Origin of the sequence: Halomonas pelophila, assembly GCF_040196315.1 — a bacterium.
Lineage (GTDB): Bacteria > Pseudomonadota > Gammaproteobacteria > Pseudomonadales > Halomonadaceae > Halomonas > Halomonas pelophila.
Genome location: NZ_JBEGCI010000022.1, coordinates 24,153 through 39,087 on the forward strand (window position 1 = coordinate 24,153; position 14,935 = coordinate 39,087).

11 protein-coding genes and 3 tRNA genes are annotated in these 14,935 nt (G+C 68.4%); 9 read left to right on the forward strand and 5 right to left on the reverse strand.

The genetic code is table 11. The features are described from left to right. Positions 1-19: 19 nt before the first annotated feature. The 3 genes from ABE957_RS17445 to ABE957_RS17455 form a co-directional block, all read right to left on the reverse strand. Positions 20-559 (reverse strand): hypothetical protein, encoded by a 540-nt coding sequence (locus tag ABE957_RS17445; protein WP_349759944.1) that lies wholly within the window; start codon positions 557-559, stop codon positions 20-22. Positions 560-1,364: 805 nt separating this feature from the next. After that, positions 1,365-1,440: transfer RNA gene (locus ABE957_RS17450), tRNA-Thr, on the reverse strand. 39 nt (positions 1,441-1,479) lie between these two features. Continuing rightward, the gene (locus tag ABE957_RS17455) at positions 1,480-2,295 is read right to left on the reverse strand and encodes an acyl-CoA thioesterase (protein WP_349759945.1); all 816 of its coding nucleotides are present in this window, start codon (positions 2,293-2,295) and stop codon (positions 1,480-1,482) included. Between the two features lie 85 nt (positions 2,296-2,380). Between ABE957_RS17455 and tadA the strand changes: the two genes are divergently transcribed. Continuing rightward, entirely contained in the window at positions 2,381-2,869 is a 489-nt protein-coding gene (tadA, locus tag ABE957_RS17460; RefSeq protein WP_349759955.1) for a tRNA adenosine(34) deaminase TadA, read from the forward strand. Here tadA and mltF read toward each other — a convergent pair. Beyond that, complete coding sequence (gene mltF / locus ABE957_RS17465; RefSeq protein WP_349759946.1) at positions 2,866-4,329, reverse strand: membrane-bound lytic murein transglycosylase MltF; 1,464 nt, start codon at positions 4,327-4,329, stop codon at positions 2,866-2,868. The two genes, tadA and mltF, sit on opposite strands and share 4 nt — an antisense overlap. Positions 4,330-4,488: 159 nt before the next feature. On the opposite strand from mltF, the gene purL reads away from it, so the two are divergent. After that, the gene (purL, locus tag ABE957_RS17470; RefSeq protein WP_349759947.1) at positions 4,489-8,436 is read left to right on the forward strand and encodes a phosphoribosylformylglycinamidine synthase; all 3,948 of its coding nucleotides are present in this window, start codon (positions 4,489-4,491) and stop codon (positions 8,434-8,436) included. A 143-nt stretch (positions 8,437-8,579) separates the two neighbouring features. Here the strand turns inward: purL and ABE957_RS17475 are convergent, their stop codons facing one another. Beyond that, complete coding sequence (locus ABE957_RS17475) at positions 8,580-8,792, reverse strand: hypothetical protein (RefSeq protein ID WP_349759948.1); 213 nt, start codon at positions 8,790-8,792, stop codon at positions 8,580-8,582. A 227-nt stretch (positions 8,793-9,019) separates the two neighbouring features. Here ABE957_RS17475 and ABE957_RS17480 point away from each other — a divergent pair, with 227 nt between their 5' ends. The 7 genes from ABE957_RS17480 (at position 9,020) to ABE957_RS17510 (ending at position 14,645) form a co-directional block, all read left to right on the forward strand. Further along, positions 9,020-9,535 carry an AmiS/UreI family transporter gene (locus tag ABE957_RS17480; RefSeq protein ID WP_349759949.1) on the forward strand — a complete coding sequence of 172 codons (516 nt, stop codon included), beginning with the start codon at positions 9,020-9,022 and terminating at the stop codon, positions 9,533-9,535. A 68-nt stretch (positions 9,536-9,603) separates the two neighbouring features. After that, complete coding sequence (locus ABE957_RS17485; protein ID WP_349759950.1) at positions 9,604-11,460, forward strand: DEAD/DEAH box helicase family protein; 1,857 nt, start codon at positions 9,604-9,606, stop codon at positions 11,458-11,460. Between the two features lie 156 nt (positions 11,461-11,616). Next, positions 11,617-12,615, forward strand: a complete 999-nt coding sequence (locus ABE957_RS17490; RefSeq protein WP_349759952.1) for a segregation and condensation protein A — start codon at positions 11,617-11,619, stop codon at positions 12,613-12,615. Further along, on the forward strand, positions 12,612-13,517 hold the full coding sequence (scpB, locus tag ABE957_RS17495; RefSeq protein ID WP_349759953.1) for an SMC-Scp complex subunit ScpB: 906 nt from the start codon (positions 12,612-12,614) through the stop codon (positions 13,515-13,517). The genes ABE957_RS17490 and scpB overlap by 4 nt, the downstream gene beginning before the upstream one ends. Continuing rightward, positions 13,514-14,371, forward strand: coding sequence for a 23S rRNA pseudouridine(2605) synthase RluB (gene rluB / locus ABE957_RS17500; RefSeq protein WP_349759954.1), 858 nt, complete (start codon positions 13,514-13,516; stop codon positions 14,369-14,371). Before scpB ends, rluB begins: the two co-directional genes overlap by 4 nt. An 81-nt stretch (positions 14,372-14,452) precedes the next feature. Beyond that, positions 14,453-14,528, forward strand: a tRNA-Lys gene (locus ABE957_RS17505). A gap of 41 nt (positions 14,529-14,569) precedes the next feature. Further along, positions 14,570-14,645: transfer RNA gene (locus ABE957_RS17510), tRNA-Lys, on the forward strand. Positions 14,646-14,935: the final 290 nt, after the last annotated feature.

Genomic DNA, 14,935 nt, shown 5'->3' on the forward strand with positions numbered 1-14,935 from the left:
GACCGAACATCCACGAGTCTCAAGGGCTGTCCTCAGTGGGCGTGTCCATCCGCGTGATGGTCGTCCTGCTCATCGGACACCTCTGCACCTCGGCCTGCCCTTGTGCATGGTGGCCGTCCGTGGTGCCTGCGCGGGGTGTCGCGGTGTCGTGAGGCCGGCCACCATGCGGCCTGTCGTCTTCCGTTGAGGCCGACCCTGCCATGGCCGTCATGTTGCCATGGCGGTGGTCATGTCCATCCTCTGCCGGCTTGCCGTCTGGGGGGCGAGCAGGCCCTGGTAGACGTTCGCGGATGAGGGAGGGCAGCTTCTGCAGCTCCCAGCGCTCCTCGTCCTCGTGGGTCTCGCCCCAGGCAGGCATGCTCATCAGGATTCGCACCATCCTCTCCCATCGGGCTTGTCGGGTCGATTTTTTGCCGGCATCCAGGGGCGGCACCATGGCCACCGACACCGTGTCGGGTTCAAGCGGCAGGCTATCGAGCGCGAGTCTGCGCGATGCCAGTCTGTTGATTTCGTGTCCCTTCAACAAAGGGGCTTTTTGAAAATCACTCTTCCTTGACATGCGCCAACCGAAGGGCCTAGGGCAACTGGCCGCAGCCTTCGCGTCTGGAGATTCCGCAACGTTTCGTTCGCCAGCGCACTGTGAGTGCGTGCCATGAGGTTCATCATCGGACCGAGTGTGGCAACGGACAATGCCTGATACAGGATGTTGCACTATGCGCTGCAGGGAACGCAGCGCCACCTTCGCTTCGTAGACCGCTCGTTCGACAGTCCCTCGTTCTTCCGCCCGCGCTTCGTTCCTGGCATCGGCTCGCCACCAGGTGCTATTCGCGCCGAGTCATCTCTTACCTCGGCCAGACAGGTGCCGATATCGAGGAAAGTGTCATGAAATCCATCTTTGCCCTGACAGTTGGAACGATAGCCTTTTTCCTGGCGATCACCGCTCAGGGTTCGCCTACCACGCAAATCTTCCTTGCTTCCGTGGGCCTGGCGCTATGTGCGGTGGCAATGAGTTCGGGGTCTACTAGAGGTGAGTTGAATGCATCCAGGCACGCTAAGCCGAGCAGACCCAAGCTATACGGGGTCAGTGATCGCCGCCAGTCGAGCCTGGCCATCGACGGCATCAAGGACGCCCCAGGCCGGGCTCCTTCGCTTCCTGCACCCGAGAGGTCGAGCGGATCCACGAGGGTGCGAGCCCGTCCATGCGGAACCGTCAAGGAGAACCGCGCGCCGCGATCCTCGTCCGGCGTCGGTAGTGAGGCAAGGTAGCGGCTCAGAGGAGATTGCTGCCATTGGCTACCGAGAAGGCTCGCAACGAAAACGGCCACTGCTGTTATGAGCCAAGTGACCGTTTTTCATTGAATTTCTGGTGCCGCAAAGAGGACTCGAACCTCCGACCTACGCATTACGAGTGCGTTGCTCTACCAGCTGAGCTATTGCGGCGCAGAGGCAGGATAGCGCTGGGCCGGGCATGCTGCCAAGTCAGCTGCGCAGTCGGGTCAGCCCCTCCTGGGCGCTGGAGGCGACCAGCCGGCCCTGGCGGTCGTAGAGGCTGCCGCGGGCGAAGCCTCGCGCCCCGCCGGCCCAGGGGCTGTCCATGTCGTAGAGCAGCCAGTCGTCGACCCTGACGTCGCGATGGAACCAGAGGGCGTGGTCGAGGCTGGCGATCTGCAGCCGCGGATCGCGAAACGCGATGCCGTGGGGCACCAGGGCGGTGGTCAGCAGGTTGAAGTCGGAGCTGTAGGCGAGCAGGCTGCGCTGAAGCGCCTGGTCGTCGGGCAGCTCACCCACCAGACGGAACCACAGGCGCTTGCGTGACGCCTCGCCGGGCTCGGCGCTCTCGTCGATGCGCAGGAACTCGATGGGGTGGCCGGGCAGGCGCACGAGGCGTGCCTCATCCTGCTGCAGGGTCTCGGGAGCGGGCACCTCGGGCGCCGTGGTCTGGTGCTCGATGCTCTCCTCCGCGCCCTGGAAGGAGGCGCTGCAGAAGAAGATCGGCCGCCCCTTCTGGATGGCGGTGATCCGGCGCGTGGTGAAGCTGCCGCCGTCACGCACCGCATCCACCTGGTAGACCACCGGGCGGTGCGGGTCCCCCGGGCGCAGGAAATAGCCGTGCTGGGAGTGGACTTGCCGGCTCGGGTCGACGGTCTGGCTGGCGGCCGAGAGGGCCTGGCCCAGTACCTGGCCGCCGAACAGCTGCGGCAGGCCCAGATCCTGGCTGCGGCCGCGAAACAGGTTCTCCTCCAGGGCCTCGAGGCCGAGCAGGTCCACCAGGGCGTTCAGGGCTTCGGGTGTCATGGTTCCTCCGGGCGATGGCGTGCAGGGCCGCCACCGGTATCATACGATCGTCTTAATGCCATCCAGTCTACGGGAGTTCCGCACAGTGCGCAGCGACGAGTTCTACATGCATCGGGCGCTGGACCAGGCCCGGCTGGGCCTGGACGCCGGCGAGGTGCCGGTGGGCGCGGTGGTGGTGGACGCCGCGGGCGAGATCGTTGGCGTCGGCTTCAATGCGCCGGTGGGCGGCCACGATCCCAGCGCCCATGCCGAGATCCAGGCGCTGCGCGCCGCCGGCGAGCGGCTCGGCAACTACCGGCTGGACGGCTGCACCCTCTACGTGACCCTCGAGCCCTGCCTGATGTGTACCGGGGCGATCATCCATGCCCGCCTGGACCGGGTGGTCTACGGTGCGGCCGAGCCGCGCAGCGGCATGGTGGAGTCGAAGGCCAATCTCTTCGCCCAGCCCTGGTATCACCATCGCGTGACGGTGGAGGGCGGCGTGCTGGCTGCCCGCGCTGCCCGGTTGCTCAAGGCGTTCTTCGCCGCCCGTCGAGGAAGGGCGGAGCACGATGGCGAGCGCGATGACGGCTAGAGGACCGGGGGCACCTGCTCGAAGAGCTCGCCGTCGGCCCGGTCCGGCAACCGGGCATTGAGCTCGTGGAACTGCTCCTGGCTGCGATCGAGGTAGGCCAGGATCTCGTAGTAGCGGCGGATATTGCGCACGTAGATCACCGGCTCGCCGCCCCGGGCATAGCCGTGGCGCGTCTTGCTGTGCCACTCGCGCTTCTGCAGCAGCGGCAGCGAGTCGCGCACGTCGCGCCAGCGGTCGGGATCGCCGCCGCGCATCTCGGTGATCTTGCGGGCGTCGTAGAGGTGGCCGAGGCCGACGTTGTAGGAGGCCATGGCCATGAACAGGCGGTCCTCGCCTTCGATCGATGCCGGCAGGCGCTCCTCGATCTGGCGCAGGTAGCGGGCGCCGCCGTGGATGCTCTGGGCCGGGTCGAGGCGATTGTCGACGCCGAGGTCCCCGGCGGTGGCGTTGGTCAGCATCATCAGTCCGCGCACCCCAGTGGGGGAGGTGGCGCGGGGTTCCCAGTGGGACTCCTGATAGCCCAGCGCGGCCAGCAGCTTCCAGTCGAAGCGGGTGTTGCGGGCGGCCTCGCGGAACAGCTCGCTGTAGCGGGGCAGGCGCTTGCGGGCATGGGCGATGAAGGTCCGGGCGCCCACGTATTCGAGGTAGTCGTCGTGGCCGAAGTAGCGGGCGACCAGGGCGTCGAGCTCCTCACTCCGGCGCAGCTCGTCGAGGAAGCGATTGGCTTCGCCGACCAGGCCCAGGCCGCGGCCGGCGGGGAAGGCCCAGGCCAGGGAAAGGGGCTTGCCGAGGGTGAAGCCGTCCTCGACCTCGGGGAAGAACAGCCGGTTGAGATGGAACTGATGCTCGAAGATCACCGCGGCATCCAGGGTGCCGCCGGCCACCTGGCCGAGCAGCTCGGCCACCTCCAGCTCGGCGGACTCCTTCCAGCTCAGCCAAGGGTGTTCCACCTGCAGCTCGCGCAGCACCCGGCCGGTGCCGGAGCCGCGCAGGGTGCCGATCTCCAGCCCCTCCAGCTCCTCGATTTCTTCCGGCGGATGCAGGCCGCGACGATAGACCAGCAGGGGCTGCAGCAGCATGATCGGTCGGCTGAACAGCACGCCCTCGAGGGTCGGGTCCAGGGGCAGGGCGGCCGCGCCCAGGTCGCCCTCCTCGCGCACCGCCTCAAGCACGCCGGGAATGTGATGGTCGGCGTCCAGGGTCAGGCTGACGCCCAGGTGATTGGCGAAGCGCCGCACCAGCTCGTATTCGAACCCGGTGGGGCCCTCCCGCCCTTCGTAGTAGGTGGTGGGGGTGTTGCGGGTATGCACGCTGAGGAAGTCCCGGGTGAGCACCTCGTCGAGGTGCGCCTCCTCCGGCGTGCCGCCATGATGGGGCAGCAGCGCCAGCAGCAGGGCGCTGCACAGCAGGGCGGTCCCGCGCCAGAGGCGCCGGGAAGAGACGGTCGCGAATGCGGGCATAGGGGCGGTGTGCGGCGATGAGACCCTCAACCATAACCAGCTAATCGATGGCTGTCACCTCTGCCGATTTCTCGCGCCCGACGCTTTCCAGTATCATGTGCGCTCGTTGCCGCCGGCCGCGGCCCCGAATTCCCCCCCCTGTATCAGAGGCTCCAGGATATGCTCGAACTGCGAGGCGCGCCCGCCCTATCTGCTTTCCGTCATGCCAAGCTGCTGGACGCCCTGCGCGCATCCGTTCCCGAGGTCGAGTCCCTGCAGGCCGACTACGTCCACTTCGTCGACCATGACGGCGACCTGGACAACGGCGAGCGGCGCCTGCTGGAGCAGCTGCTCGACTACGGTCCCGTGCGCGAGGACGCGTCCCACGGCGACGGCCAGCTGTTCCTGGTGGTGCCGCGCATCGGCACCCAGTCCCCCTGGTCCTCCAAGGCCACCGACATCGCCCACAACTGCGGGCTTACCCGAGTGCGGCGCATCGAGCGCGGCATCGCCTATCGGGTCAAGGTGGCCGGGACCCTCGCCGAGGCCGCCTTCGAGAGCCTCCAGGCCGCCCTGCACGACCGCATGACCGAGACCGTGCTGGCCGATCCCTCCGACGCCGCCCGGCTCTTCGCCCACCACGCGCCGGCGCCGCTGGGCAGCGTGGATATCCTCGAGGGCGGCCGTGAGGCCCTCGCGGTCGCCAACGTCGAGCTGGGGCTGGCGCTGGCCGAGGACGAGATCGACTACCTCTGCGAGGCGTTCCGCGAGCTGGGCCGCAACCCCGCGGACGTCGAGCTGATGATGTTCGCCCAGGCCAACTCCGAGCACTGCCGCCACAAGATCTTCAATGCCGACTGGCTGATCGACGGCGAGGCCCAGGAGCGCTCGCTGTTCAAGATGATCAAGAACACCCATGAGTGCTCGCCCGGCGACATCCTCTCCGCCTACAGCGACAACGCGGCGGTGATCCGGGGCTTTGATGCGCCGCGCTTCTATCCCGCGTCGCTCACCGGCCAGGGCGACGAGCGCGCCGTCTACGGCGCCACCCACGAGCCGATCCAGATCCTGATGAAGGTGGAGACCCACAACCACCCCACGGCCATCGCGCCGCATCCGGGCGCGGCCACCGGCGCCGGCGGCGAGATCCGCGACGAGGGCGCCACCGGCATCGGCGGCAAGCCCAAGGCGGGCCTGACCGGCTTCACCGTCTCCAACCTGCGCATCCCTGAGTTCGTGCAGCCCTGGGAGGCCTTCGACTACGGCAAGCCCGAGCGCATCCAGTCGGCCCTGGAGATCATGCTCGAGGGGCCGATCGGCGGCGCCGCCTTCAACAACGAGTTCGGTCGCCCGAACCTCGCCGGCGTCTTCCGCACCTACGAGCAGGACGCCCTGGGGCGCGACGGCATCGAGCGGCGCGGCTACCACAAGCCGATCATGCTGGCCGGCGGCTACGGCAACATCCGCGACGGCCACGTCCAGAAGGGCGAGATCCCGGTCGGCGGCAAGCTGATCGTGATGGGCGGCCCGGCGATGCTGATCGGCCTGGGCGGCGGCGCCGCCTCCAGCATGGCCTCCGGCGCCTCCAGCGCCGACCTGGACTTCGCCTCGGTGCAGCGCGGCAACCCCGAGATGGAGCGCCGCGCTCAGGAGGTCATCGATCGCTGCTGGGCGATGGGTGAGGAGAACCCGATCCGCTTCATCCACGACGTCGGCGCCGGCGGGCTTTCCAACGCCCTGCCCGAGCTGGTCAAGGACGGCGAGCGCGGCGGGCTGTTCGACCTGCGCGCCGTGCCCAACGCCGAGCCGGGCATGAGCCCGCTGGAGATCTGGTGCAACGAGGCCCAGGAGCGCTACGTGCTCGCCGTGGCCCCCGAGTCGCTGGCGACCTTCGAGGCGCTCTGCGCCCGCGAGCGCTGCCCCTATGCCGTGGTCGGCGAGGCCACCGAGGCCCACCACCTGACGGTGACCGACGGCCACTTCGAGAGCCAGCCGGTGGATTTGCCGATGAGCGTGCTGTTCGGCAAGCCGCCGAAGATGCAGCGCGAGTTCAGCCGTCAGAGCAACACCCTCTCCGGCGTGATGCTCGACAACCTCGACCTGCGCGAGGCGATGGACCGGGTGCTGCGCCTGCCCGCCGTGGCCTCCAAGAGCTTCTTGATCACCATCGGCGATCGCTCGATCACAGGGCAAGTGGCCCGCGACCAGATGGTCGGCCCCTGGCAGGTGCCGGTGGCCGATGTCGCCGTGACCACGGCGAGCTTCGACACCCATGCCGGCGAGGCGATGGCCATGGGCGAGCGTCCGCCGGTGGCGCTGATCGACCCCGCCGCCAGCGCGCGCCTGTCGGTCGCCGAGGCGATCACCAACCTGGCCGCCGCGCCGATTGCCAAGCTCGAGGACATCAAGCTCTCGGCCAACTGGATGAGCGCGGCCGACCACCCCGGCGAGAACCAGGCGCTGTATGACGCCGTGCACGCCGTGGGCATGGAACTCTGCCCGGCGCTGGGCATCGCCATCCCGGTGGGCAAGGACTCGATGTCCATGCGCACGGCCTGGCAGGAGGAGAACGGCTCGGGTGAAGGGCAGGGCGAGGGCGTGGAGAAGAGCGTCACCTCGCCGCTGTCGCTGTCGATCACCGGCTTCGCCCCGGTCACCGACGCGATGCGCACCCTCACGCCCCAGGTCAACCTGGAGCAGGACGAGTCCGATCTGCTGCTGATCGATCTGGGCGGCGGCAAGAACCGCCTGGGCGGCTCGGCGCTGGCCCAGGTCTATGGCCAGGTGGGCGACGAGTGCCCGGACCTGGACGATCCCGAGGATCTGCGCGCCTTCTTCGCGGTGATCCAGGGGCTTAACGCCGAAGGCAAGCTGCTGGCCTACCACGACCGCAGCGACGGCGGCCTGTTGGTGACCCTGCTGGAGATGGCCTTCGCCGCCCACACGGGGCTCGAGATCAAGCTCGACTGGATGATCGACGAGCCCGTCGACGCCCTCAATGCGCTGTTCGCCGAGGAGCTCGGCGCGGTCATTCAGGTCAATCGCCGCGACACCGAAGAGGTGCTGGCGCAGTTCGCCGCGGCGGGCATCGAGACCTGCGGCGTCATCGCCCGGCCGCGCTACGACGACCAGGTACGCGTCACCTTGTTCGAGGAGCCGCTGCTGGAGACCACCCGGCTGCTGGCCGAGCGCACCTGGGCCGAGACCAGCTATCGCCTGCAGGCGCTGCGCGACAACGCCGAGTGCGCCAAGAACGAGTTCGACGGCCTGCTTGACGGCCGCGACCCGGGCCTCTCGGCCCAGCCGAGCTTCGATGTCGACGAAGACATCGCTGCCCCCTTCATCAACAAGACCCGCCCGGCGGTGGCGGTGCTGCGCGAGCAGGGCGTCAACGGTCAGCTGGAGATGGCCTGGGCCTTCGACAAGGCCGGCTTCGAGGCCGTCGACGTGCACATGAGCGACATCCTCGAGGGGCGGGTGAGCCTCGAGGCGTTCAAGGGCCTGGTGGCCTGCGGCGGCTTCTCCTACGGAGACGTGCTGGGCGCCGGCGGCGGCTGGGCCAAGTCGATCCTCTTCAACCCCCGCGCCCGTGAGCAGTTCGCGGCCTTCTTCGAGCGCGACGACAGCTTCTCGCTGGGCGTGTGCAACGGCTGCCAGATGCTCGCCCAGCTCAAGACGCTGATTCCGGGCGCCGAGGCCTGGCCGCGCTTCGTGCGCAACGAGTCCGAGCAGTTCGAGGCGCGGGTCTCGATGGTGCAGGTGGAGGAGAGCCCGTCGATCCTGCTCGCCGGTATGGAGGGCTCACGCCTGCCCATCGCCGTGGCCCACGGCGAGGGCCGGGCCGAGTTCCGCGACAGCGCCCACCTGCGCAGCCTCCAGGGCAGCGGCCAGGTCGCCCTGCGCTTCCTGGACAACCACGGCCAGGTGACCACCCGCTACCCGGCCAACCCCAACGGCTCGCCCTCCGGCATCACCGGCCTGACCACGCCGGACGGCCGCGTGACCATCATGATGCCGCACCCGGAGCGAGTCGTACGGGCGGTGACCAACTCCTGGCGCCCCGCCGAGTGGACGAAGGACGGCGCCTGGATGCGCCTGTTCCGCAACGCCCGCACCTGGCTCGGCTGATTCGCGAGGTGCGGCGCCCATCGCGCCGTCGCTGAAACGCCGACGCCCGGGACCTGGTCCCGGGCGTCGGCATTTTTACTGAGGCCTGCTGTCGCCGGCCTTCTGGCGTCGATCTTCGCGTCAGTACGCGTCGAGGCAGGGGATCAGCCGCGTCTGCCCTCCTCGGCATCGTGGCGATGGAGCTGCTCCTCAAGCTCCTCGATGGCGTGGCGGAACTGCGCCTGGAAATGATCGAAGCGGCCGAAGTCGTAGTTACACTCGGCGCAGTGAACGTGGTACTCGTCCTTGCGGCCGGGCGGGAATCGCTTCATGCGATGGCCGCACTTGGGGCATTCCGGGCTGGTCTTCGCTTTCATCTGCGCCTCTCCTGTCTCGGCTATGGGCGATCGAATAATCGTCGTGTCCCTTCTAGATATCAGGGTGAAAGGCCGTCAGGTCAAGGGATAAGCATGCCCGGTCGCGCCGATGTCAGGAAATGAAAAATAATTCCACTGCTATTGCCTTGCCGATCGGGCCGGTCTATAAGAGCGCTCGGGGCGGCCGGCACGGGGCCGGGTGCCGCTATCGAGGGAGCGAGACGACGATGCATGAAGGGCTGAGCCTGCTCTACGTGGGCGCGGTGCTGGTGCTCAACGGCCTGTGGATGATGGGGCGTATCGAGGATCGCGAGATCCAGGTGATCAACTTCTTCGTCGGCGGGGTGAGCCTGGCCGTGGCCGCCTACGCGGCTTTCGGTCCCGGCGCCGATGCGGCCAGCGTGCGCACCGCCGCCATGACCCTGCTGTTCGCCCTGACCTACCTGTGGGTTGCCATCAATCGCCGCAACGGCAGCTCCGGCCATGGCCTGGGCTACTTCTGCCTGTTCGTGGCGCTCACCGCCCTGCCCACCGGGCTCTTGCAGCTGGCGGTCGCCGAGGGCCTGTGGGGCTGGTGGTCAGGCGTCAACTGGCTGGCCTGGGCGTCGCTGTGGTTCGGCTTCTACCTGATGCTCTGCCACCGCCCGCACCTGCAGCCGCTGATGGCGCGCACCTCCCTGACCCAGGGACTGGTGACCGCCTGGGTGCCGGGATACCTGCTGCTGCAGGGCCTGATCAGCTGAGCGGACGGGGTGCCTGACGCGGCCGACGCCGCCCGGTAGGATGGCGGCTTCGTCGACAGGAGATGTCCATGCACGAGACGTCCGTGCCCCAGCTGCGCCCCTACCAGCACCAGGCCGTCACCCGGGTGGTCGAGCACTTTCGGGCGTCCGACGAGCCCGCGGTGGTGGTGTTGCCCACCGGCAGCGGCAAGTCGCTGGTGATCGCCGAGCTGGCGCGCCTGGCCCGGGGGCGGGTGCTGGTGCTGGCCCACGTGCGCGAGCTGGTCGAGCAGAATCACGCCAAGTACCAGGCCTATGGTCTCGAGGCCGATATCTTCAGCGCCGGGCTGGGGCGCAAGGAGAGCGGCCGCCAGGTGGTGTTCGGCTCGGTGCAGTCGGTGGTGCGAAACCTCGAGCGCTTCGACGATGGCGCCTTCACCCTGCTGGTGATCGACGAGTGCCACCGGGTGTCGAGCGAGAAGGAGGCCAGCTACCGCCGGGTGATCGATCGCCTGGCCCGGGTCAATCCACGCCTCAAGGTGCTGGGCCTGACCGCTACGCCGTATCGGCTGGGCCAGGGCTTCATCTATCATCGCCACCACCACGGCATGGTGCGTGGCGACGAGGCGTGTTTCTTTCGCGACTGCGTCTTCGAGCAGCCGCTGCGCCTGATGGTCCGCCAGGGCTACCTGGCCGAGCCTCGGCGGGTCGATGCCGCGGTCGAGCGTTACGACTTCTCGGCGCTGGCGCCGGCCTCGAGCGGGCTCTTTCGCGAGGAGGAGCTCAACCGGGTGGTCTCGGGCCACCGCGCCACCCCGGGGATCATCGCCGAGGTGATCGAGCGTGCCCGGGATCGCCAGGGCGTGATGCTGTTCGCCGCCAGCGTGGCCCACGCCGAGGAGATCCTGGGCTACCTGCCGGTGGGGGAGGCGGCGCTGATCACCGGGGCCACCCCCTCGTCCGAGCGTGAACGCCTCATCGCCGCCTTCAAGGCCCGCGAGATCAAGTACCTGGTCAACGTGGCGGTGCTGACCACCGGCTTCGATGCCCCCCATGTGGATTTGATCGCCATCCTGCGCCCCACCGAGTCGGTGAGCCTCTACCAGCAGATCGTCGGGCGCGGCCTGCGCCTCTCGCCGGGCAAGGCCGACTGCCTGATCCTCGACTACGCCGGCAATCCCTGGGACCTCTATGCCCCGGAGGTGGGCAGCCCCAAGCCGGACGGCGACAGCGAGCCGGTGCAGGTGCCGTGCCCCGAGTGCGACCACCCCAACCTCTTCTGGGGCAAGCGCGACGGCGAGCTGGTCATCGAGCACTTCGGGCGGCGCTGCCAGGGGCTGGTGGCTTCTCATCGCGCCCGACCCCGCGCGCAAGGCGCAAATGCAAACGCCGACTATCGCGCCCGCTCCCGCGCGAAAGACACGAAGTCAAAATCGGCAGCGCCGGCGATGGAGCAGTGTTCGTTTCGCTTCCGCTTCAAGAGCTGCCCCGACTGCGGCGCGGAGAACGACATCGCCGCCCGGCGCTGCCACGGCTGTCAGGCGCTGCTGGTGGATGCCGACGACAAGCTCAAGGAGGCGCTCAAGCTGCGCGACGCGCGGGTGCTGAGGGTCGGCGGGATGCAGCTCGAGGCCACCGTCAACGGCCGCGGCCTGCCGCGCCTCAAGGTCACCTATCACGACGAGGAGGGCGTGACCCTGAGCGAGTGGTTCGCCCTGGAGACCCCGGCCCAGCGCGGCGCCTTTGCCGCGGCCTTCCTGCGTGATCACCTGCGCGCGCCGGGTGCGCGCTGGTCGCCGACCACGCCGGAGGAGGTGATCGTCGAGCAGCGCCGGCTGCGCGCGCCGGACTTCGTGGTGGGGCGCAAGGTGGGGCGCCACTGGCAGGTGCGCGAGAAGCTGTTCGACTACACCGGGCGCTATCGCCGTGCCGAGTCGCTGGCGTGAGGAAGGGCGTGAGGGCTGGTGTGGGCACTGTCATGAAAGCCGCCGTCGGCGCGGTTTTGGGCGCCTAGGCGCGCGCCGGCGATTACCCTCCCGGCCCCGAAGTTGCTAGACTGCACGGTCGATCATCCGCCGTGCAGTCGAGAGGCCAGGCCCCGCGTGAGCGATACGCCCCAGAGTGAAGCGCCCGAGCGGGCCGACAGCGATGCCGACGAGGCGCCTGGCGTCCAGGCCGACGTGCTGGGCCGCCTGTTCGACGAGCCGATCACCGAGCTGCCCGAGGATCTCTACATCCCGCCGGAGGCCCTGCGGGTCTTCCTGGAGGCCTTCGAGGGGCCGCTGGACCTGCTGCTCTACCTGATCCGCCGCCAGAACCTGGATATCCTCGCCATCGACGTGGCGGCCATCACGCGTCAGTACATCGAGTACGTGGAGTTGATGAAGGCCATGGAGATCGAGCTGGCCGGGGAGTACCTGCTGATGGCGGCGATGCTCGCCGAGATCAAGTCGCGCACCCTGCTACCGCGCCCGCCCAAGGAGGGCGACGAGGACGACGAGGAGGACCCGCGCGCCGAGCTGATTCGCCGCCTGCAGGAGTACGAGCGGCTCAAGAATGCCGCCGAGGCGCTGGCCGAGCTGCCGCGCCTGGGCCGCGACTGGTTCCCGGCGCGGGCCGCGCTGCCGGCCCTCGAGGCCCGGGTGATCCACCCGGACGTGGAGCTCGACGAGCTGCTCGGGGCGCTGGCTGGCATCCTGCGCCGCGCCGAGCTTAACCAGGCCCACCAGATCAGCCGCGAGGGGCTCTCGACCCGGGAGCGCATGCTGGCGATCATGGCGAAGCTCTCGCGGGAGCACTACACCCCCTTCGAGGCGCTGTTCACCCTCGAGGAGGGACGCGCCGGGGTGGTCGTGACCTTCATGGCGATCCTCGAGCTCGCCAAGGAGGCGATGATCGAGATCGTCCAGAACGCCCCGCTCTCGCCGATCCACGTGCGGGCCCGGCTGGACGAGGAGGCAGCCTTCGAGGAGGAGGCCCTGGAAGACGAGGCGGGCGACGAGAGCCCCTTCGACGAGAGCCCCTTCGACGACGCGCCCCACGATGAACCGCGCGACGATCACCCTCGCGATGATGACCAAGACGGGAGCGAACCGGCATGACCGCCATGGAATCCCCCAATGCCCTGGACGACATCCTCGAGGCGGCACTGCTGGCGGCCGGCGAGCCCCTGGGGCTGGAGCGCCTGGAGGGGCTCTTCGATGAGCACGAGCAGCCGCCGCGTCGCGCGCTGCGCGAGGCCCTCGAGCGGCTCGGCCTGCGCCACGAGCGGGGCGCCCTGGAGCTGCTCGAGACCGCCTCGGGCTATCAGCTGCGCATCCGCCCGCGGCTCTCGCCCTGGGTGTCGCGGCTATGGGACGAGCGCCCGCAGCGCTACTCCCGGGCGCTGCTCGAGACCCTGGCGCTGATCGCCTATCGCCAGCCGGTGACCCGCGGCGACATCGAGGAGGTGCGCGGGGTCTCGGTGAGCGGCTCGATCATGCGCACCCTGCTCGACCGCGGCTGGGTGCGCGTGGTGGGCCACCGCGACGTGCCGGGCCGCCCGGCGGTCTATGCCACCACACGCAGCTTCCTCGATGACTTCGGGCTGCGCACCCTCGACGAGCTGCCGCCGATGCACGAGCTCAAGCAGTTCGAGGAGCCGACCCTCGAGGAGGAGGCGCCGCCACCCCAGCACGACCTGCTGGCCCAGGCGGATGCGCCGGTCGACGATCCCGAGGCGGCGGACGAGGCCGACGACGGGTCAGATGACGGGGCAGATAACGAGACAGCGCCGCCCGAAGAGGGCGGTGAGGTCGATGCCGAGACTGCCGAGGCGGGAGAGGCGACGACCGAGACGACGGCCGGGAGGGCCGACGACGACCACGCCGGGACGGCGTCCGAGCGGGCAGGGCTGAGCTTCGCCGATCTGGAGGCTCGCCTGTCCGAACGTGCCCGGGGCCGCGTCGACGATGACGCTGCCGCGGGGACGGAATCCACATCCAGTGAGAACGATGACCGATGAGCACTACCACCGAGAAACTGCAGAAGGTCCTGGCTCGCGCCGGACTGGGTTCGCGCCGCGAGATGGAAACGGCCATCGCCGACGGCCGGGTCAAGGTCAACGGCAAGGTGGCGACCCTGGGCGACCGCATCGAGATGCGCGACCGGGTGGCCCTCGACGACCGTCCGGTGACCCTGCGCGCCGCCGAGGACGTGCCGCGTCGGGTGATCATGTACAACAAGCCCGAGGGTGAGCTCTGCACCCGCAAGGACCCCGAGGGCCGCCGCACCGTCTTCGATCGCCTGCCGCGCCTCAAGGGCGAGCGCTGGATCGCCATCGGCCGCCTGGACATCAACACCAGCGGCCTGCTGCTGTTCACCACCGACGGCGAGCTGGCCAACAAGCTGATGCACCCTTCCACCCAGGTGGAGCGCGAGTACGCCGTGCGCGTCATGGGCGAGGTCACCCAGGCCCAGGTCAAGGCGATGGTCGAGGGCGTAATGCTCGACGACGGGCCGGCGAACTTCACCGACGTGCAGGAGTTCGGCGGCGAGGGCATCAACACCTGGTTCCACGTGGTGATCATGGAAGGGCGCAACCGCGAGGTGCGCCGGCTGTGGGAGTCCCAGGGCCTGACCGTGAGCCGCCTCAAGCGGGTGCGCTACGGCAACATCTTCCTCGACAAGCGGACCAAGGCCGGGGAGTGGGTGGAACTCTCCCAGGATGAGATCGATGATCTGGCCACGACGGCGGGCCTGGCGGCGCGCAAGGTGCCGGAACTGACGCCGGACGAGAAGAATCGCTGGAGCCGCGACAAGCACAAGCGCCGTCCGGTGCAGGCCATGCGCAAGCCGAAGAGCCAGCGTCAGCGGTGATCCGCCGCGTTCTCTTCGACCAAAGGCAAAAATCGCTTGCCATCACGGGGGCGGATCAGTAATATCTGCACCCGTTCGGAAGGGTCGTTAGCTCAGTTGGTAGAGCAGTTGGCTTTTAACCAATTGGTCGTAGGTTCGAATCCTACACGACCCACCATCCGAACCTGAGACCATGGCGACTGAGCCGCCATGCGTCATGGGTCGTTAGCTCAGTTGGTAGAGCAGTTGGCTTTTAACCAATTGGTCGTAGGTTCGAATCCTACACGACCCACCAGATTCACGACAAAGCCCCTCGCTTCCTGGAAGCGAGGGGCTTTTCGTATGCGCTATCCACGTGAGTTCGCTTTCAGGCGTGGTCGCCACTAGTGGTGGTCACCTCGCGTTTTGATGATGGTCACCAGGGCGTTTCCAGAATCATGGGGCCTCTGCGGCTGGCAGCCTCTCGGCGTCCGATGCCTTGCCGATCCCCTCGCTTTTCGCGTGTCTCAACGAAGCCCAAGAACGGAGAGAACCACCAGCACGATGACGACGGCGCCGACGATCCAGACGATGTTGTTCATGAGA

Coding starts and splice junctions, on each gene's coding strand:
- rluB (WP_349759954.1), top strand. CDS start 13,514: ATGAGCACTACCACCGAGAAACTGCAGAAGGTCCTGGCTCGCGCCGGA.
- ABE957_RS17480 (WP_349759949.1), top strand. CDS start 9,020: ATGCATGAAGGGCTGAGCCTGCTCTACGTGGGCGCGGTGCTGGTGCTC.
- ABE957_RS17485 (WP_349759950.1), top strand. CDS start 9,604: ATGCACGAGACGTCCGTGCCCCAGCTGCGCCCCTACCAGCACCAGGCC.
- mltF (WP_349759946.1), bottom strand. CDS start 4,329: ATGCCCGCATTCGCGACCGTCTCTTCCCGGCGCCTCTGGCGCGGGACC.
- ABE957_RS17475 (WP_349759948.1), bottom strand. CDS start 8,792: ATGAAAGCGAAGACCAGCCCGGAATGCCCCAAGTGCGGCCATCGCATG.
- scpB (WP_349759953.1), top strand. CDS start 12,612: ATGACCGCCATGGAATCCCCCAATGCCCTGGACGACATCCTCGAGGCG.
- ABE957_RS17445 (WP_349759944.1), bottom strand. CDS start 559: ATGTCAAGGAAGAGTGATTTTCAAAAAGCCCCTTTGTTGAAGGGACAC.
- ABE957_RS17455 (WP_349759945.1), bottom strand. CDS start 2,295: ATGACACCCGAAGCCCTGAACGCCCTGGTGGACCTGCTCGGCCTCGAG.
- purL (WP_349759947.1), top strand. CDS start 4,489: ATGCTCGAACTGCGAGGCGCGCCCGCCCTATCTGCTTTCCGTCATGCC.